Annotated in this window: 16 protein-coding genes; 10 read left to right on the forward strand and 6 right to left on the reverse strand. The window is 62.7% G+C overall.

Going from position 1 to position 17,495, the window contains the following annotated elements:
- Positions 1-383 precede the first annotated feature (383 nt).
- From CXB49_RS23245 to CXB49_RS06245, 4 genes are all read left to right on the forward strand, one after another.
- Positions 384-866, forward strand: a complete 483-nt coding sequence (locus CXB49_RS23245; protein ID WP_158300634.1) for a hypothetical protein — start codon at positions 384-386, stop codon at positions 864-866.
- Positions 867-1,111: 245 nt separating this feature from the next.
- Entirely contained in the window at positions 1,112-1,882 is a 771-nt protein-coding gene (locus CXB49_RS06235) for an ABC transporter permease (RefSeq protein WP_158300635.1), read from the forward strand.
- Positions 1,882-2,604, forward strand: coding sequence for an ABC transporter ATP-binding protein (locus CXB49_RS06240; protein ID WP_199406792.1), 723 nt, complete (start codon positions 1,882-1,884; stop codon positions 2,602-2,604). Before CXB49_RS06235 ends, CXB49_RS06240 begins: the two co-directional genes overlap by 1 nt.
- 245 nt (positions 2,605-2,849) lie before the next feature.
- Positions 2,850-4,076 carry a glycosyltransferase family 9 protein gene (locus CXB49_RS06245; protein ID WP_158300636.1) on the forward strand — a complete coding sequence of 409 codons (1,227 nt, stop codon included), beginning with the start codon at positions 2,850-2,852 and terminating at the stop codon, positions 4,074-4,076.
- 97 nt (positions 4,077-4,173) lie between these two features.
- Here CXB49_RS06245 and CXB49_RS06250 read toward each other — a convergent pair whose 3' ends face one another.
- The 3 genes from CXB49_RS06250 to ptsP are packed head-to-tail and all read right to left on the reverse strand — an operon-like array spanning position 4,174 to position 9,282.
- On the reverse strand, positions 4,174-5,823 hold the full coding sequence (locus tag CXB49_RS06250; RefSeq protein ID WP_101707592.1) for a PTS fructose transporter subunit IIC: 1,650 nt from the start codon (positions 5,821-5,823) through the stop codon (positions 4,174-4,176).
- A 16-nt stretch (positions 5,824-5,839) separates the two neighbouring features.
- Positions 5,840-6,787 (reverse strand): 1-phosphofructokinase, encoded by a 948-nt coding sequence (gene pfkB / locus CXB49_RS06255; RefSeq protein WP_101707593.1) that lies wholly within the window; start codon positions 6,785-6,787, stop codon positions 5,840-5,842.
- Positions 6,784-9,282, reverse strand: a complete 2,499-nt coding sequence (gene ptsP, locus CXB49_RS06260; protein WP_101707594.1) for a phosphoenolpyruvate--protein phosphotransferase — start codon at positions 9,280-9,282, stop codon at positions 6,784-6,786. The genes pfkB and ptsP overlap by 4 nt, the downstream gene beginning before the upstream one ends.
- Positions 9,283-9,468: 186 nt before the next feature.
- On the opposite strand from ptsP, the gene CXB49_RS06265 reads away from it, so the two are divergent.
- Positions 9,469-10,455: a LacI family DNA-binding transcriptional regulator gene (locus CXB49_RS06265; RefSeq protein WP_101707595.1), complete on the forward strand. Its 987-nt coding sequence runs from the start codon at positions 9,469-9,471 to the stop codon at positions 10,453-10,455.
- A 1-nt stretch (position 10,456) separates the two neighbouring features.
- Here CXB49_RS06265 and CXB49_RS06270 read toward each other — a convergent pair whose 3' ends face one another.
- The 3 genes from CXB49_RS06270 to aroA all read right to left on the reverse strand — a co-directional run bounded on the left by CXB49_RS06270 (position 10,457) and on the right by aroA (position 12,870).
- Positions 10,457-11,002 carry a cytochrome b gene (locus CXB49_RS06270; protein ID WP_101707596.1) on the reverse strand — a complete coding sequence of 182 codons (546 nt, stop codon included), beginning with the start codon at positions 11,000-11,002 and terminating at the stop codon, positions 10,457-10,459.
- Positions 11,003-11,075: 73 nt separating this feature from the next.
- Positions 11,076-11,516 (reverse strand): nucleoside triphosphate pyrophosphohydrolase family protein, encoded by a 441-nt coding sequence (locus CXB49_RS06275; protein WP_101707597.1) that lies wholly within the window; start codon positions 11,514-11,516, stop codon positions 11,076-11,078.
- A gap of 64 nt (positions 11,517-11,580) precedes the next feature.
- Complete coding sequence (gene aroA / locus CXB49_RS06280; RefSeq protein ID WP_101707598.1) at positions 11,581-12,870, reverse strand: 3-phosphoshikimate 1-carboxyvinyltransferase; 1,290 nt, start codon at positions 12,868-12,870, stop codon at positions 11,581-11,583.
- Between the two features lie 179 nt (positions 12,871-13,049).
- Here aroA and cmk point away from each other — a divergent pair, with 179 nt between their 5' ends.
- The 5 genes from cmk to lapB all read left to right on the forward strand — a co-directional run bounded on the left by cmk (position 13,050) and on the right by lapB (position 17,471).
- Complete coding sequence (gene cmk / locus CXB49_RS06285; protein ID WP_101707599.1) at positions 13,050-13,718, forward strand: (d)CMP kinase; 669 nt, start codon at positions 13,050-13,052, stop codon at positions 13,716-13,718.
- Positions 13,719-13,812: 94 nt separating this feature from the next.
- The gene (rpsA, locus tag CXB49_RS06290) at positions 13,813-15,504 is read left to right on the forward strand and encodes a 30S ribosomal protein S1 (protein WP_101707600.1); all 1,692 of its coding nucleotides are present in this window, start codon (positions 13,813-13,815) and stop codon (positions 15,502-15,504) included.
- 7 nt (positions 15,505-15,511) lie between these two features.
- Positions 15,512-15,826 (forward strand): integration host factor subunit beta, encoded by a 315-nt coding sequence (locus CXB49_RS06295; protein WP_101707601.1) that lies wholly within the window; start codon positions 15,512-15,514, stop codon positions 15,824-15,826.
- Between the two features lie 137 nt (positions 15,827-15,963).
- Positions 15,964-16,257 (forward strand): lipopolysaccharide assembly LapA domain-containing protein, encoded by a 294-nt coding sequence (locus tag CXB49_RS06300; protein WP_101707602.1) that lies wholly within the window; start codon positions 15,964-15,966, stop codon positions 16,255-16,257.
- 56 nt (positions 16,258-16,313) lie between these two features.
- Positions 16,314-17,471, forward strand: a complete 1,158-nt coding sequence (gene lapB / locus CXB49_RS06305; RefSeq protein WP_199406793.1) for a lipopolysaccharide assembly protein LapB — start codon at positions 16,314-16,316, stop codon at positions 17,469-17,471.
- Positions 17,472-17,495 lie beyond the last annotated feature (24 nt).

The following is a 17,495-nucleotide window of genomic DNA, read 5'->3' on the forward strand; positions in this document are numbered from 1 at the left end:
GGAGGATGCGGACAGGCCCGGCTGAGTCGGGCCTGTCTTACATGCCATCTGCAAGTGCCGGGCGGCATCAGGCCTGGGCGATTTTCTTCTTCAGCAGGTTTGATGTCAGCATGGAGACGATAGCGCCGGCAGATAGCTGGGCAAGTGTTCCACCGCGTTGGGGACGGGCGACACGAACACGCCGCGGTGGGCACCTTCAGTTGCATGCCGGAGGTCATGGAGATGGCGCGGGTCATCAGGTCTGACGGTCACCCGCGGGGGATCGCGGGCGAGAACGGAATGGCGCCTGGTGCCGTTCTGCGATGGGCAGGGAGCTCGCGGTGGTGAACGTGACGTGGGTTTGAGCCTTGGAGGATTGCCATGTGATCGTGGGTGGATATGGCATGCAACAGGTCATATCCGCCTTTTGCGTTTCGTTCAGGTTGAACGTGTTGGATGCGAGATTTGAGCGGGAGGCCGGCGATGGGGCTGATGGCCTGCGGCAGGCCCGCTCGGTGTGTCGGAGGAAGAGCCGCGCGTTCGTTGTGATTGCTTTGGGTCATGGTGATGATCGCCATTTCATCTGGGACTACAATGGAATTTGTTGCAACTGTGATTGTCCAATTGCCAGCAGCATATTGCTTGTCGCAGAAGGTTTAAATCGACTCGGCGCTGTCATGCTGAACGATTCCGCAGGAGCGGGAGGGATTGAAAAAACATTGACATTAAGGTTACCATTCCGTCCGGGCGGGATGGCAGCATGGTTTTTTGCGGTGCGACTTCACGCCGTGTGCCTGCTTAATCCGAAGCTGCACATACTTGACGGATCGACGCTTGCTGGAACGTCTCTCGAGTACGGGACATGGATGAGCTGTGCTCTGTTATGAATGCCTTGAGCTTGCATCCGCGTTGAGGTGGAAGATAGAGAGCATGTCCCGTGTTTCGTCAGGCAAGAAGCAAAGGCTTTCACTACCTGCTTTTATAGAGACTTTTGCCACTTTTTTTCAAAATAAAGTCCTTGCACCCTCCACTGGGTGCGCACTCCGTTGGCGGAGTCGTTGTGTCGAAGGTTGGCAAAGCGAATTCGTGTTTTTGTTAAATCTTAATAAAGAGCACTGCTTGGGTTATGCATTTGAAATCTCTTCGTGAAATTCCTTATGTGGACTTGGTTTTTAATCTGGTTCACAAAGAAATTAGGACACGTTATTTTGGTGCAGCATTGGGATTTGCTTGGTCTCTTGGCTCCCCTTTGATAAATACATTGACTTATTGGGTGGTTTTTACCTGGATATTCCCCAATAAAAATCCGAATTTTGCACTGTATCTGGTGACCGGAAATTTACACTGGATGTTGTTTACCCAAATTTCATCAAATAGCTGTGAATTATTGACGGGTGCGGGGGGCTTGATAAAAAAAATACGTTTCCCTAGAGTGCTTATTATTGCATCCGGCTTGTTGACGACATTCACGTTCTGGTTGTCCGCATTTGCTATCTATATGGTGCTGTACCCATTGTTGGGTGGAACATTTAGTATGGCGTGGTGGACTTATCCATTGGTTTTGCTGCCATATCTGATTTTTATTTGCGGTGTCGCCATGTTTTTGTCGATTGGGCATGTGCTGTTCCGTGATTTAAAGCATATTGTTGATGTTGTTTTGCCATTGCTTTTTTGGTTGACTCCGATTGTATGGCATGTTGATTTGATTCATTCTGATAAGATGTTTTTGTTGAACTTCAACCCGCTCTTGCCTTTCATTCAAAGTTTTTCTCAGATATTCGTTTATGGGGAAATTCCGGCATTGCATATGTGGGTGAAAATTTATGTGATTGCTTTTGCTTCTCTTGCTGTCGGTGGTTATCTTTTCCGCTCGAAAGTAAATAAGTTGGTGGAGATTCTGTGATGGCGATGGGTAAGGCAATTATTAGTATTGAGAATGTCAGTAAGCAATTTATTCTGCACCATAATGCAGGCGCAAGCTTGAAGCAAAAATTTGTAGGCTTGTTCAAGAAACGTTGGCGTTCTCACAAGGAACCTTTCCAAGCTCTTCATGATGTATCTTTTCAGTTGCATCCAGGAGAGTCGTTGGCTCTGCTGGGACATAATGGTTCCGGCAAGAGTACTTTGATGCAAATTATTGCAGGTATTTTGGAACCAACAAGCGGGAAAGTGGTTACCTCAGGTCGGATCGCACCACTGATCGAATTGGGCGTTGGTTTCAATCCTGAGCTGACGGGTGAGGAAAATATCTACTTGAATGCAAGTTTGTTCGGCCTCAGTAATGAACAAACCAGATCCAAGTTTCAAGATATTGTTGAATTTTCTGGCCTCGGTAGTTTTATCGATACTCCGATCAAAAACTATTCCTCAGGCATGTTTATGAGGCTGGGCTTTTCAATTGCCGTTCATATTGAGCCGGATGTGTTGTTAGCTGATGAAATATTGGCTGTGGGTGATGCAGATTTTCAGCAGAAATGTTATGACCGCATCCGCGAGCTTCAAAAGGATGGAATGGCATTGATTCTTGTGACGCATGCGAAGGAGCAGGCGGCAAAGTTCTGTGACCGTTTTATTCAGCTTGATCACGGTAAGGTGATTGATCAGGGTAGCTTTGATCAGAATTGATGTTGGAGGCCTTATCATTGAGTGAGGCCTTTCTTCTGTTTTGAGTTGACACGATTTGTACTGGATGGCCGTGTTGGCGGGTTGCTTGTTTTTGCAGTATGAAAGTGAAAGTTTTTGTGCTGAATATGGAAAAGCGATACTCGAATCATGAGTTGAAGAAGTTGAAGTTGCATCGAGTTGAACGATTGAGGGCTAGGCGTAAGTCCAGCTTTCTGGTTCGAGGTGGGCGCAAATTCAAGAATCTGATGCGCTCGAATATCGGCGTGGCTTCAGTGTCAAATTATTTTGTGTCGGAAGTGATCAAGCGCATCAGAAAGCGTGTGCTTTCTTTGCGCTCTCGCGAACTTCGTCTGGATGTCAAAAAGCAGGTCGAATCTCTGCGACAACACGGCAAGGTGGTTTTGGCTTTCCGCTTGGCAGGCGGCGTGGGTGACGCCGTGATTCATGCTCGCCTGTTAAGAGACTTGGTCATGGGGTGTGGCTCGTCCGTGCAGGTCGATGTTTATTTCAATGGCCCGCAAGTATTGAAGTTTATTTTTGCCAATCTGACCGGTGTCAGGAAGGTGCTGGACGATGCGCATTTTAATCGTTTGAAAAGCACTTATGATGTGGCAGGGATCCTGACGCACTATTTCCAGCTTGATGATTACAGCAGAAATCTGGCCAGGATTGAGTCCATTGCGCCCAAGCTGGCGAGCGTATTGCGGCGGATTGAAAGCAATCAGGCCAATCTCGGTGCATTCATACACCATCAGCCGTCGCTGGATGGCGCGTTTTCCGACTATGCGATTGAGAGAGGCTTGACCAGGGAAAAGGGCTTGCATCAATTGGCCGGTATTGCCTATTCCGGCGCACAACTGCCGGTCAAAATTCCGAAAAACTGGCCAAGCAATGAGATTCGGTCTGGCGATTTGTATATCACAGTCCATGACGGCTGGGATAACTCGATGACTTTGGCTTCGTCTCGGCCGACCAAGGCATATCCGATCGACTCCTGGAATCTGCTGGTCCGCTTGTTGAAGCTGCGTTTCCCGCAGTTGAAGATCGTGCAGCTAGGAGGGGAGACCGGGGAGATCATCGAGGGCGTCGATGTTTGTCTGCGTGGGAAAACCAAGTTGCCGGAGTCGGTTGCGGTGATGAAGAAGGCGCTGTTGCATATCGATTCCGAGTCGGGACTGGTGCATCTGGCCGCGGCAATCGGCATACCTGCGGTAGTGCTGTTTGGTCCCACCAACATCGAGTATTTCAGCTATCCGGAGAATATGAATGTCGGCGCTCAGGAATGCCGCAACTGCTGGTGGAGCGTCGACTCATGGAGCGATGCCTGTCCGCGCGGGTTCGAAGTGCCTATCTGCATGAGCGGGATCATGCCGCAAACCCTGGTCGACAAGGTGGCGGTCCTGCTGGATAGGCAACCGCGCTGGAGGGCCGCCAGGGCCGATGGCCTGCCCGATTTGCCGATGGCCGGGTAAGAGTCGACGAACCCGGTTGGATGGCGACGTAGATACGAAAGGACCCGACAGCATGGCTGTCGGGTCCTTGGTTTTTGAGGCAGCGCGGATGCGTGGGCTAGCGGTTTGTTGCCGCTTGCTTCAGCAGCCGCAGCATGACGGCGGTGAGCGCGGTGCCGGCCGCCAGCGCGGCGAGGTAGCCGCCCAGGTGTTCCACCGCGTTCGGGATCGGCAGTACGAACACGCCGCCGTGAGGCACTTTGAGTTCGGCTCCGACGCTCATCGAGATCGCGCCGGCCAGCGCCGAACCGGCCATCAGCGCCGGGATCACCCGCAGCGGATCGCGGGCGGCGAACGGAATCGCGCCTTCGCTGATGAAGGCCAGGCCCAGCACGCCGGCGGCCTTGCCGGCCTCGCGCTCGTCGGCGCTGAAGCGGTCGGCGAACAGCCGGGTGGCCAGCGCGATGCCTAGCGGCGGCGTCATGCCGGCCGCCATCACCGCCGCCATCGGCGTGTACACCTGGCTGGCGATCAGGCCGGTGGCGAAGGCGTAGGCTGCCTTGTTGACCGGCCCACCCATGTCGAAGGCCATCATCGCGCCGAGGATCGCGCCCAGCAGCAGGGCGCTGCCGCCCTGCATGCCCTTCAGCGCCGAGGTCAGCGCGGCCAGCAGCGAGGCCACCGGCTGACCGACGACGTAAAGCATCAGCAAGCCGGTCAGCAGCGTGCCGAGCACCGGCAGGATCAGTACCGGCTTCAGTCCGTCCAGCTGAGGGCCCAGGCGGATGCGGCGGTTCAGTTCGCGGGTGAGGTAGCCGGCGATGAAGCCGGCGACGATGCCGCCGAGAAAACCGGCGCCGAGGCCGGCGGCCAGCATGCCGCCGACCATGCCGGGCGCGATGCCGGGCCGATCGGCGATGGAGTAGGCGATGTAGCCGGCCAGTATCGGCACCATCAGCGCGAAGGCCGATTTGGCGCCGATCTGGAACAGCGACCACGCCAGCGTGCCCTTGTGGGCGTCGTCGAAGGCGTAGATGCCGCCCAGCGCGAACGCCAGCGCGATCAGGATGCCGCCGGCGGTGACGAAGGGCAGCATGAAGGACACGCCGGTCATCAGGTGTTTGTATGGTCCGTCCTTGGACTTTTCCCGGGAGGGTTCGGCCGCCTGGGCGGCGCCGGCACAGGGCCGGGCCTCGTCGATCGCGCGGCGGATCAGCGCCTGTCCGTCGCCGATGGCGGCCTTGGTGCCGCTGGCGAACAGCCGCTTGCCGGCGAAGCGCTCCAGCGCCACCTGGGTGTCGGCGGCGATCAGCACCAGGTCGGCGGCGGCGATTTCGGTCGCCGTCAGCGCGTCCTGCGCGCCGACCGAGCCCTGGGTTTCCACCCGAATCGCGTGGCCCAGCGCCTTCGCGCCCTGGACCAGGCCCTCGGCTGCCATGAAGGTGTGGGCGATGCCGGTCGGGCAGCCGGTGACGGCGACGATGCTGAGCGTGTCCAAGGCTGCTTCCAGCTGTGCCGCCGGGTCGGCCAGCACCGCGTCCAGCGTGGTCCGGCGCGCAGGCCGGCCGGCGCCGCGCGTATCGTCGGCGCAATCCACCAGCAGGATCAGGCCAGCCTTGGACAGCGCCGCCTCGTCCAGCGCCGGCTGTTTGTCGATCTCGATCTCGATGCTTCGTCCTTGCCGTCGCGCCGCCTGACGCAGCGCCTCGGCGGCGAGCAAGGCCTGGGTGCTGCGCGCGCCGGCGCGGATGATGGCGGCGATGTCCATGTCTTTCTCCTTATTTTTAGAGTGTGCTGAGGCTGACGGCGGCGGCCAGCTCGCGGACGTCATCGGGTGGCGGCAGTTGCGGGCCGACGCGCTGCAGCTTGGCGGCGGCGAAGGCTACCGCCAGTCTCAGGCTGTCGGCCGCGTCCAGGCCCTGGCGACGGGCGGCGGCCAGGCCGGCCACCAGCGCGTCGCCGGCGCCGACGGTGCTCAGCGGCCGCTGCGGCGGCAGGCTGGCCAGCAGCGCGGCGTTGGCGTCGACCAGCAGCGCGCCTTGCTCGCCCAGCGACACCACCACCCGGGCGACGCCGCGCCGCTGCAGTTGCCGGGCGCAGTCGACGACGTCGGGCAGGCCGGCCAGCTCCTGTCCGGCCCATTGCGCCAGCTCGTCGCGATTGGGTTTGACGCAGTCGGGCAGGGCGGCCGGCGGGTTGGCCAGCGCCGCGGCCAGCGGCGGACCGCTGCTGTCCAGCAGCACCCAGACGCCTTGCCGTTTCAGCCGAACGCACAGCCGCGCCCAGGCGTCGACGGGCAGGCCGGGGGGCAGGCTGCCGGCCAGCACCGCGATGTCGCCGGCGGCGATGCCGGCGAGCCCGGCGGACAACGCGGCCAGTTCGGTCTCGCCGGCGGCGATGCCGGGCAGATTGATGTCGGTGGTGTCGCCGTTGCCGAGTTCAGCCAGCTTGATATTGGTGCGCGTCGAGCCGTCCAGCCGCAGCATGCGGTCGACGATGCCCTTGTCGGCGAACAGCCGCTCGAACGGCGCGGCGTTGTCGCGGCCGAGCAGGCCGTGGACATCGGCCGGCAGCCCCCAGTCGGCGAGGCAGGCGGCGACATTGACGCCCTTGCCGCCGGCATTGAGGCGGACGTCGCGCGCCAGGTTGACGCGGCCTGGCGCGAGCGCGTCCAGCGTCACGGTCTGGTCCAGCGCCGGATTGGCGGTGACGGTGTGGATGGCGCCGCTCATGCCAGCCCCTCCAGCAATTGCCGCACTTCCTCGGCGCTGTCGCAGGCCAGCGCCTGTTCGGCCAGCTCCCGCAGCCTGGCGTGATCGTGGCGGCGCAACATCGCCTTGACCGCGGCGATGTCGTTCGGGCTCATCGACAGCTCGTCCACGCCGAGGCCGGCCAGTACGGCCGCGCCGTGCGGATCGCCGGCGAGGCCGCCGCAGACGCCGACCCAGCGCTTGTGCGCCGCCGCGCCCTCGACGGTCTGGCGGATCAACCTGAGCACGGCCGGGTGCAGGCTGTCGGCCTCGGCGGCCAGCTCCGGGTGCTGGCGGTCCATCGCCAGCGCGTACTGCGTCAGATCGTTGGTGCCGATGGAGAAGAAGTCGACATAGGGGGCGAACTGGTCGGCCAGCAGCGCGGCGGCCGGCACCTCGACCATGATGCCTATCGGCAGCTGCGGCGCGTCCAGTTCCTTGCGCACGCCTTCGCACAGGCCCTTCAGCCGAGTGATCTCCTTCAGCGAGCTGATCATCGGAAACATGATGGACAACGGTTTGCCGGCCTTGGCGGCGCGATATAGCGCGCGCAGCTGCGGTTCCAGCAGCTCGCGGCGGGACAGCAGAAGCCGCGCGCCGCGCATGCCGAGGAAGGGGTTGTCCTCGCGCGGCAGGTTCAGATAGGGCACCTGCTTGTCGCCGCCGATGTCCAGCGCGCGGACGATCAGCGGCCGCCCCTGCAGCGCCTGCTGCATCGCCAGATAGGTGGCCAGTTGTTCCTCTTCGTCCGGCGCGGCCTCGCGTTCCAGGAACAGGAATTCGGTGCGCATCAGGCCCACGCCCTCGGCGCCGGCGTCCAGCGCGGCGGCGGCCTGGTCCGGCCGGTTGATGTTGGCGGCGATCTCGATCCGGCGGCCGTCCGCGGTCTGGCCCGCCTGTTGCCGCTGCGCCTGTTGTTTGTCCCGCTCGTCGCGCTGTCGCCGTTGCCAGTCGCGCGCTGAGTCGAGATCCGCGTCGCTCGGGTTCAAATAGAGCCGGCCGGCGTCGCCGTCGAGTATCGCCGGGCTGCCGTCGGCGACGTCCAGCAGCGCCGAGCCGGCGGCCACCAGCGCCGGCAGGCCCAGCGTGCGGGCGAGTATGGCGGTATGGGCGGTCGGGCCGCCGTGGGCGGTGGCCAGGCCCTTGATCCGCGACAGGTCCAGGGCGGCGGTGTCCGATGGCGCGAGGTCGGCCGCCAGCAATAGGGTGTCGGGGCCGAAGTCGGTCGACGCGCGGGTTTGCAATGAGGGGTCCAGTTGCAGCAGCACCCGACGGCCGACGTCGCGCAGGTCGGCGGCGCGGGCGGCCAGCATCGGATTGCCCAGCGCCGATATTTTTTCCGCCAGTCTTTCCACCGCCTGGTGCCAGGACCATTCGACGCCGTGGCCGGCCACCATCAGCTGGCAGCTCAAGGTGATCAGATCGGTATCGTTCAACAGTTCGGCCTGGGCGCGGAAGATGCCGGCCTCGGCGGCGCCCAGCGTGGCCTGGGTGGCGTCGGCCAGTTGCGACAATTGCCGCCGGGTGTCGGCCAGCGCCTGATGCAGGCGGTCGCCGCCTTCGGCCAGGCTGATCGGCCGGTCCGGCACTTGCAGTTGTTCGCCGGCCAGCACGCGCACGGTGCCGATGGCGAGGCCGGGACTGGCGGCGACGCCGGGCAGCGACAGCGGAGCGCCCGCTGGCTGCCAGCCGACGGTCTTGCGGGCGCCGGCGCGCTGGGCGGCGATGGCGGCGGCGGTCTGCTCGGCCAGGCTGGCTTCGCGCATCGCCTTCAGCAGCAGGTCCACGCCGGCCTCGGCCTGCGGACCGCGGGCCGACACCGAGACCAGATCGCCATGGCGCAGCCCCAGTTGCAGCAGCGAGAGCAGGTTCTTGGCGTCGGCCGTCCGGCCGCCGTGGCGTACTTGCAGCCGCGCCGGACTGCGTCTGGCCGCCTCCGACCACAGCGAGGCCGGCCGGGCGTGCAGGCCGTTGGGGTAGTCCAGCCGCCATTCCTGGCCGTGGTCCAGATCCTGGGCCTCTCCATCTGGCAGCGGGTCGGCGACCGATGGCTCCAGCGCGGCGATCAGCTCGGCGGGGTCGGCTGTGTGAAACAGCGGCAGCAGCCGCGCCTCGTCCTGCAGCAGCCGAGTCAGTTGGCGCAGCATCACCAAGTGGTCGTCGGAGCGGGCGGCGATGGCGAACAGCAGATGGATGCGCTGGCCCGGATTCCATTCCAGCCCGTCGGGGATCTGCAGCACGGCGACGCCGGTGCGCAGCACCAGCGAACGGTCCTCGACCATGCCGTGCGGGATGGCGATGCTGTGGCCGAGATAGGTGTTGGCCACCGCCTCGCGTCTGAGCAGGCTGTCGATATAGTCGGGGGCGATGCGGCCGGCGTCGGCCAGCATGGCGCCGGCCTCGCGGATCGCGGCCTCCTTGCCGGCCGGGCGGCAGCCCAGGCGTATCAATTGCGGGGTGAGCGGGGAGTCGGACACGGTGGACCTCGTTTTGGCGGCTGCGCGATGGTTCGATTGAAAACGATTACATTTCTGCTGTCAATCCGGTATGGCGGACGATATCCAGCATTTCTGCTGCTCTTGGCGCCGCAAGGCGGGGCTGGCGCTTGCCAGCCGGCGATGATTGGCGCAGCATCGCCGTTGTTAACTGAAAACGTTTTCCTCATGACTACCAGCATCAAGGATGTCGCCCGTCTGGCTGGAGTGTCGGTCGCCACGGTGTCGCGCGCGCTCGGCAACGGTCCGGTCAGCGCGGCGCTGAAAGCCAGGGTGGAGGCGGCCATCGCCGCCAGCGGCTATCGGCCCAATCTGTCGGCGCGCCGGCTGCGCTCCCAGCATTCCGGCACCATCGGCCTGATCGTGTCCGATATCCGCAATCCGTTCTTCACTGCGGTGAGCCGGGCGGTGGAGGACGTGGCCTACCGCGCCGGCATGCGGGTGATCCTGTGCAATACCGACGAGAATCCCGACAAGGAGGCGATGTACCTCAGACTGATGCAGGAGGAGAGGGTCAGCGGGGTGATCTTCTCCGCCACCCGGGCGGGCGTCGACGCGCTGGATGTCGCCGGCCTGGGTTTTCCTGTGGTGATGATAGACCGCGCGGGCGCCGCCGCCCGCTGCGACGCGGTGCTGCTGGACAACAGGACAGCCGCCGCGCAGTTGGTCGAGCATCTGCTGGAGCGCGGCTATCGCCGCATCGGCGGCTTGTTCGGCAATACCAGCAGCACCGGGGCGGAGCGCCACGCCGGTTTCGCCGAGGCGATGGAAAGGGCGGGGTTGCCGGCGGCGGCGCGCTTCGCCGCGCCCAGCGCCGAGGCCGCGCAGGCGGCGGTGGCGACATGGCTGGCGGAGGCGGACGCGCCGGAGGCCCTGGTCGCCAGCAATGGCCTGTTGCTGCTGGGCGCGGTGAAGGCGGTGCGGGCGGCGGGCGTCGTGGTGCCGGGCCAACTGGCGTTGGCCGGTTTCGACAACGACAGCTGGACCGAGCTGGCCGATCCGGGCATGACGGTGATCGCGCAGCCGGTCGACGAGATCGGCCGCGTCGCGATGGAAATGCTGCTGGAACGGCTGCGGCAGCCGGAGCGGCCGCTGCGCAAGGTGGTGCTGTCGGGCCGGTTGTTGGCGCGGGGCTCCAGCCGGGAGAAGGGGTGAGTCAGCGCATGGTGCCGGTCAGCCGGGTGACGGTGTCGTCCTTGACGATGAAGTGATGCCATGCCGCTGCGGCGGCGTGCAGCACGCTGAGCCACAGCAGCGCATTGCCCAGCAGTTCATGGATTTCCTTCAGTTCCTTGCCCTGGAGCGGATTGACGGCAAGCAGCGTCGGCAGCGGCAGGCCGAACAGCGCCACTTCGCCGCCCTTGGCCTGGATGAAGGCGATGCCCAGGATGGGCAGCGCCAGCATCAGCGCGTACAGCGCCCAGTGTCCGGCGTGGGCCAGCAGCGTCATCAGCGGGCTGGGAGAGGGAGAGATGCCCGGCGGCGGATTGCCCAGCCGCCAGGCCAGCCGGGGCAGCACCAGCAGCAGGATGATCAGCCCCGCCTGAATGTGGGCGTAGCTCAGCGCGCCGCGGACCGGATCGCCCTTGGGGAAGTTGCCTTTCAGCTCGATGAAGACCAGCGCGGCGATCACGGCCAGCGCGCACAGCCAGTGCAGCGCGCGGGCGATTTTGCCATAGCTGTGTGGGGTGTTGCGCAACATGTCGGCTCCTGTTGTTTTGATTCGAACATATTGCAAGCTTAGCCGCTCAAGCCTGGGTGGGTTTTAATCCACTTCAAGAAAAGGGAAGGACGCCGCGAGCCTCGGCGTCGCGTATCACGCCCAGCTTGTCGGCCGGCTGCCAGCCCTCCGGCTTCAAGACTTTGCCGTCGGCGCGGCGCACCACCTGGCCGTTGACGCACTTGCGCAGATTGGCGTCGTGTATCGCCTTGCACATCGCTTCCAGCGGCAGGCCCTGCGACAGCAGGAGGCCGCACACCACATTCAGCACGTCGACGGCCTCGGCGGTCAGTTCGGCGCGGCTTTGCAGCTGTTGCTGCGGCGATTGCGCCGGCAGCGCGCGGTAGTCGGTCAGCGCCTGCTTGAGCTCGTCGAGCTCTTCGTCCAGCATGGTCTGCCACATCGCCAGCTGCTCGGGCTGGAATTCGGGACGGGAGGGGGAGGGGATGTCGAAGCGCCGCATGAAATCGCGGCGCATCCGGAACAGATCGCTCATCGATAGACTCCTTTGTAATCGATATATTGTGGAGTCTATCGATTAATTCATCAATATATTGTGATTACTGTGTCTGAAGCGCCGCCAGCGCCTCGAAATAGTCGGGGAAGGTCTTGGCCACGCATTTGGGATCGTTGATGACGACCGGCGCGCCCAACAGCGAAACCAGCGAGAAGCACATCGCCATCCGGTGATCGTCGTAGGTGTCGATCTCGGCGTTCGGCGTCAGCGCGGCCGGCGGCGTGACGCGGATGTAGTCCGGGCCTTCCTCCACTGTCGCGCCCACCTTGCGCAATTCGGTCGCCATCGCCGACAGGCGGTCGGTTTCCTTGACCCGCCAGCTGGCGATATTGCGCAGCGTGGTGGTGCCGTCGGCGGCCAGCGCGGCCACCGCCAGCGTCATCGCCGCGTCCGGGATGTGGTTGCAGTCCAGGTCTATCGCCTTCAGCCGGCCTTCGGCGCGGGCTTCGATCCAGTTGTCGCCGCGGCGCACCGACGCGCCCATCAATTCCAGCGCCTCGGCGAAACGCACATCACCCTGGATGCTGGCCTCGCCAACGCCCTCTACCCGAATCGGACCGCCGGCCAGCGCGCCGGCCGCCAGGAAGTAGGAGGCGCTGGACGCGTCGCCCTCGACGTAGACTTCGCCCGGCGAAATATAATGTTGGCCGCCCGGGATGATGAAGCGCTGCCAGCCGTCGCGCTCGACGCGGACGCCGAAGCGCGCCATCAGGTTCAGCGTGATTTCGATATAGGGCTTGGAGATCAGCTCGCCGACCACTTCGATTTCGGCCTGGCCGCCGGTCAGCGGCAGCGCCATCAACAGCGCGGTGAGGAACTGGCTGGAGACATCGCCCTTCACCTGTATCGGCCGGGCGCAGCGCACGTCGGCCGGCGCGATGGCCAGCGGCGGGAAACCGGGCTGGCCCAGGTACTGGATGCTGGCGCCGGCGGCGTTCAGCGCGTCGACCAGGTCGCCGATCGGGCGCTCGTGCATGCGCGGCACGCCGGACAGCTGGTAGTCGCCGCCCATCAGCGCCAGCGCCGCGGTCAGCGGGCGGAAGGCGGTGCCGGCGTTGCCGAGGAACAGTTCGGCGTTTTTCACCGGGAAGTCGCCGCCGCAGCCGTAGACGCGAAAATCGCGGCTGTCGCCCTGCTGCTCGATCTTGACGCCCAACAGTTTCAACGCGCTCAGCATGTGGCGGATGTCGTCGGAGTCCAGCAGATCGCGGACCAGGGTGCTGCCGCCGGACAGCGCCGCCAGCAACAGCGTGCGATTGGAGATGCTCTTGGAGCCGGGAAGCTTGATGGCGCCGCCGAGGCGGGCGCAGGGGGACAGGTGCAGTTGTTCCATGGGGTCGCGTTTTCAGAATGCGGTTCGATGAGTAAGGGACACTGTACCCGCCAGCGGCGGGCGCTTGCAATTGCCTTGCGCGGCACCACGCCACACCACTTGGGTTACAATGCGCGGTTTGGCCGGCCCGTTCCGCAGCGGCGGAGCGGTTTGGCGATTGCAACAGGATCAGGATTTCCATGACAGTTCCGGTAATTACCATCGACGGCCCGTCCGCCTCCGGCAAGGGTACGGTGGCGGCCCTGGTCGCCGCGCGGCTGGCCTTCCATTATCTCGATTCGGGTTCGCTGTATCGGCTGCTGGCGCTCCATGCCCGCCGTCGCGGCATCGCCTGGGACGACGAGGCCGCGCTGGCCGAAGCCGCCGCCGGCCTGCCGGTGGAATTCGCCGACGGCGCGGTGTGGCTGGACGGCAACGATGCCAGCCTGGACATCCGCGCCGAGGAAATCGGCATCGGCGCGTCCAAGGTCGGCGCGCTGCCGGCGGTGCGGGCCGCGCTATTGCAGCGCCAGCGCGATTTCCGGCTGGCGCCGGGCCTGGTGACCGACGGCCGAGACATGGGCTCGGTGGTGTTTCCTGACGCCACCTTGAAGATATTTTTGACCGCCAGCGCCGACGAGAGGGCGCTGCGTCGGTATAAGCAGTTGATCGGCAAGGGGGAATCTGCTAACCTCGCACAGATCAAGCAGGACATTATTGAACGGGACGAGCGCGACGCCGCCCGTTCGGTAGCGCCGCTGCGCCAGGAGCCGGACGCCTTTTTGCTCGATACCACGGAGCTGACCATAGACCAGGCGGTCGACAAGGTCCTCATGTGGTTCGAGGAAAGACAGGTTTCCGGCCATTGATTTTTTAACGGTCGTTTTTGTTGCATTGCAATAGCGACCGCGTGTTCAACCCTAACCCCGCAAGCCGCAAGGCCTGCAACCGAGAGTACGCTTGATGACTACCCTCTCCATGGAAAACTTCGCTCAACTGTTCGAGGAAAGCCTCACCCTGCACGATATGCGCGTGGGCGAAGTGATCACTGCCGAAGTCGTGGCAGTCGATTCCAACTTTGTAACCGTGAACGCAGGCCTCAAGTCCGAGTCCCTGATTCCGGCTGAAGAATTCAAGAATGACCAAGGCGTTGTTGAAGTTGCCATCGGCGACTTCGTCACCGTCGCCATCGACGCGCTGGAAAACGGCTTCGGCGAGACCAAGCTGTCCCGCGAAAAAGCCAAGCGCATGGCTGCCTGGGTTGAGCTGGAAGAAGCTCTGGAAGCCGGCACCATCCTGTCCGGCCTGATCAGCGGCAAGGTCAAGGGCGGCCTGACCGTCATGGTCAACGGCATCCGCGCCTTCCTGCCGGGTTCCCTGGTCGACGTGCGTCCGGTGAAAGACACCACCCCGTACGAAAACAAGCAGATCGAGTTCAAGGTTATCAAGCTGGATCGCAAGCGCAACAACGTCGTGGTTTCCCGCCGCTCGGTGCTGGAAGAAACCCTGGGCGAAGAGCGCAAGGCACTGCTGGAAACCCTGAAAGAGGGCGCAGTCATCAAGGGTATCGTCAAGAACATCACCGACTACGGTGCGTTCGTTGACCTGGGCGGTATCGATGGCCTGCTGCACATCACCGACCTGGCATGGCGCCGCGTGAAGCACCCGTCCGAAGTTCTGGCCGTGGGCGACGAAGTCGAAGCCAAGGTACTGAAGTTCGACCAAGAGAAGAACCGCGTATCGCTGGGTCTGAAGCAACTGGGCGAAGATCCGTGGGTGGGCCTGTCCCGCCGCTACCCGTCCGGCACCCGTCTGTTCGGCAAGGTGACCAACCTGACCGACTACGGCGCGTTCGTGGAAATCGAACAAGGCATCGAAGGCCTGGTGCACGTGTCCGAAATGGACTGGACCAACAAGAACGTACACCCGTCCAAGGTGGTTCAGGTTGGCGACGAAGTGGAAGTCATGATCCTGGAAATCGACGAAGACCGTCGTCGTATCTCCCTGGGCATGAAGCAGTGCCTGGCCAACCCGTGGAACGAGTTTGCCGACAACTTCCACAAGGGCGACAAGCTGAAGGGCGCGATCAAGTCCATCACCGACTTCGGCGTGTTCGTTGGTCTGCCGGGCGGCATCGACGGCCTGGTTCACCTGTCCGACCTGTCTTGGAACGAAGCCGGCGAAGAAGCCGTCCGCAAGTTCAAGAAGGGTGACGAGGTTGAAGCCGTTGTTCTGTCCATCGACGTGGAAAAAGAACGCATCTCCCTGGGCATCAAGCAACTGGAAGGCGATCCGTTCAACAACTACGTTGCGATGAACGACAAGGGCGCCCTGGTCAAGGGCGTGGTCAAGTCCGTTGACGCCAAGGGCGCGGTTGTCGCTCTGGACGCCGATGTTGAAGGCTACCTGCGCGCTTCCGAACTGTCCCGTGACCGCGTGGAAGACGCTCGCTCCGTCCTGAAGGATGGCGATGCCGTTGAAGCCGTGATCGTCGCAGTGGACCGCAAGTCCCGCAATATCAGCCTGTCGATCAAGGCCAAGGATGCTCAGGACGACAACGCTGCTCTGAAGAGCCTGTCCGTTGACAGCGCTTCCGCCGGTACCACCAATCTGGGTGCCCTGCTGAAGGCTAAGCTGTCCGGTTCCAACGAGTAATCGCGTCATGACCAAATCTGAGCTGATCGCGCGGCTGTCGGAGCGACTGGCCGAGCGCAATTCTCAGTTGGTCTACAAAGATGCTGAGTTGGCCGTCAAGACCATTTTGGACGCGATGGCCAACAACCTGGCTCAGGGAAGCCGGATCGAAATCCGCGGCTTCGGTAGTTTTGATTTGAACTACCGTCCGCCGCGCGTCGGCCGCAACCCGAAGTCGGGCACCAGCGTCTCGGTTCCTGAGAAATACGTGCCTCATTTCAAGGCCGGCAAGGAATTGCGAGAGCGAGTGGACCTGTCCCTCGCCGAACAGGCTCCGGTCTGATCGCAGTTTCCGCGCAGCTTGATTGTCGAAAGCGCCGCTTGATGCGGCGCTTTTTTCGTTTTTGCCGCGTGTCGCGGCTTGGGTTGTCGCCGGCTATCGTTTAAAATTGCACTCCGGCAAACTCACCGAGCGAACTCATGCGATATTTGTTGCGTATCGTCGAACTGGCCCTGCTGCTGTTATTGATCGCGGTTTCCGTGCAGAACAGCCATTCGGTCGAATTCAAGCTGTTCTTCGGCCAGTCCTGGTCGGCGCCGTTCATCGTATTCCTGCTGCTGTTTTTCGTGGTGGGCGCCGTGGTCGGCCTGTTGGCCACGTTCAGTTTCTATCTGAAGACCCGCCGTGAGCTGTCGCAGCTGAAGAAAGAGTTGCGCAACCGTCCGCCCGCCAGCAAGGTGCTCAACGATCCCAGCGACGCCATCGCCGATTGATGTCTTTCCCCCGGGCCGCGTCCGCGGCCTGTCTTACCGTCCCGAAAGGATTGCAGTTGGAACTCGATTTGTGGTGGCTGTTGCTGTTTCCGGCCTTTTTCGGCCTGGGTTGGTTCGCGGCCCGGGTGGATATGCGCACGGTGCTGAAACAGGCGAAGTCGGTGCCGAGCTCGTATTACCGCGGCCTGGACGCGCTGGTCGACGACAAGACCGACGTCGCGGCGCAGGCGCTGGCCGAAGTGGCGCGCCAGCAAGGCGCGGCGCTGGAGTTGCAGCATGTGCTGGGCAAGCTGTACCGCCGGCGCGGCGAGAACGACCGCGCCATCCGCTTGCACCAGCAGATGCTGGATTCGTCCGACCTGCCGGGCGAACACCGGGATCTGGTCCGCAACGAGTTGGCGCAGGATTTCCGCAAGGCCGGTCTGGTCGATCGCGCCGAGGAAATCCTGCTGAAGCTGCTGAACAGCAATATGGCGTTGGCGGCGCGCCGTCAGCTGCTGGACATCTATCAGCAGGACCGCGATTGGCAGAAGGCTATCGAAACCGCCAGGGAGCTGCGCAGCGACGCGCACTCGTTCCAGCACGAGGTTGCGCAGTTCTATTGTGAACTTGCGCAGGGCGAATTGTACAAATCAGATCATTCCCAGGCGCGGCAATATGTGGCCGAAGCCATCGCGGCCAACCGCAAGTGCGTGCGCGCCAGCCTGATTCTCGGCGACATCGAGTTCGCCGAAGGCGCTTTCGATGCGGCGATCGCCGCCTGGCAAAGCATAGAGAAACAGAATTACGAATACCTGGCGATGGCCGCGGAGCGGCTGTTCGACGCTTACGAGAGGCAGGGCAGGCCGCTGGAGGGCATCGCGCTGCTGCGCGGCTACCAGCGCACCTTCCCGCAACTGGAGTTGACCGATCTTCTGTACCAGAAGATCGCTACCTATGAAGGCGAGGCCAGGGCGCTGGAAGGCGTCCGCGAGGCGGTGTACGCGCGCCCGAGCCTGGCCGGCGTGTACCGGATGATAGAGGCGCAGATGGACGAGCTGTCCCCGGAGGGCCGCATGGACGCCGAAGTGGCGCGGGCGCTGATCCTCAAGCACTCGCAGCGTCTGAGCGTGCATCGGTGCAAGTGCTGCAATTTCCGTTCGCGCGCCTTTTTCTGGCACTGCCCGGCCTGCGGCGAGTGGGAAAGCTTCACCGCCAACCGCTCGGAAGCCTGATCCTGTTTGAATACCGCGCGAGCC

The sequence above is a fragment of the Chromobacterium sp. ATCC 53434 genome, from assembly GCF_002848345.1.
In the GTDB taxonomy this organism is placed as follows: domain Bacteria; phylum Pseudomonadota; class Gammaproteobacteria; order Burkholderiales; family Chromobacteriaceae; genus Chromobacterium.

What these genes read in the sequence shown, in the direction of transcription:
- CXB49_RS23245 (WP_158300634.1), top strand. Translation starts at nt 384, where the DNA reads ATGCAACAGGTCATATCCGCCTTTTGCGTTTCGTTCAGGTTGAACGTG.
- CXB49_RS06240 (WP_199406792.1), top strand. Translation starts at nt 1,882, where the DNA reads ATGGCGATGGGTAAGGCAATTATTAGTATTGAGAATGTCAGTAAGCAA.
- CXB49_RS06245 (WP_158300636.1), top strand. Translation starts at nt 2,850, where the DNA reads ATGCGCTCGAATATCGGCGTGGCTTCAGTGTCAAATTATTTTGTGTCG.
- CXB49_RS06250 (WP_101707592.1), bottom strand. Translation starts at nt 5,823, where the DNA reads ATGGACATCGCCGCCATCATCCGCGCCGGCGCGCGCAGCACCCAGGCC.
- pfkB (WP_101707593.1), bottom strand. Translation starts at nt 6,787, where the DNA reads ATGAGCGGCGCCATCCACACCGTCACCGCCAATCCGGCGCTGGACCAG.
- CXB49_RS06265 (WP_101707595.1), top strand. Translation starts at nt 9,469, where the DNA reads ATGACTACCAGCATCAAGGATGTCGCCCGTCTGGCTGGAGTGTCGGTC.
- CXB49_RS06270 (WP_101707596.1), bottom strand. Translation starts at nt 11,002, where the DNA reads ATGTTGCGCAACACCCCACACAGCTATGGCAAAATCGCCCGCGCGCTG.
- CXB49_RS06275 (WP_101707597.1), bottom strand. Translation starts at nt 11,516, where the DNA reads ATGAGCGATCTGTTCCGGATGCGCCGCGATTTCATGCGGCGCTTCGAC.
- aroA (WP_101707598.1), bottom strand. Translation starts at nt 12,870, where the DNA reads ATGGAACAACTGCACCTGTCCCCCTGCGCCCGCCTCGGCGGCGCCATC.
- cmk (WP_101707599.1), top strand. Translation starts at nt 13,050, where the DNA reads ATGACAGTTCCGGTAATTACCATCGACGGCCCGTCCGCCTCCGGCAAG.
- rpsA (WP_101707600.1), top strand. Translation starts at nt 13,813, where the DNA reads ATGACTACCCTCTCCATGGAAAACTTCGCTCAACTGTTCGAGGAAAGC.
- CXB49_RS06295 (WP_101707601.1), top strand. Translation starts at nt 15,512, where the DNA reads ATGACCAAATCTGAGCTGATCGCGCGGCTGTCGGAGCGACTGGCCGAG.
- CXB49_RS06300 (WP_101707602.1), top strand. Translation starts at nt 15,964, where the DNA reads ATGCGATATTTGTTGCGTATCGTCGAACTGGCCCTGCTGCTGTTATTG.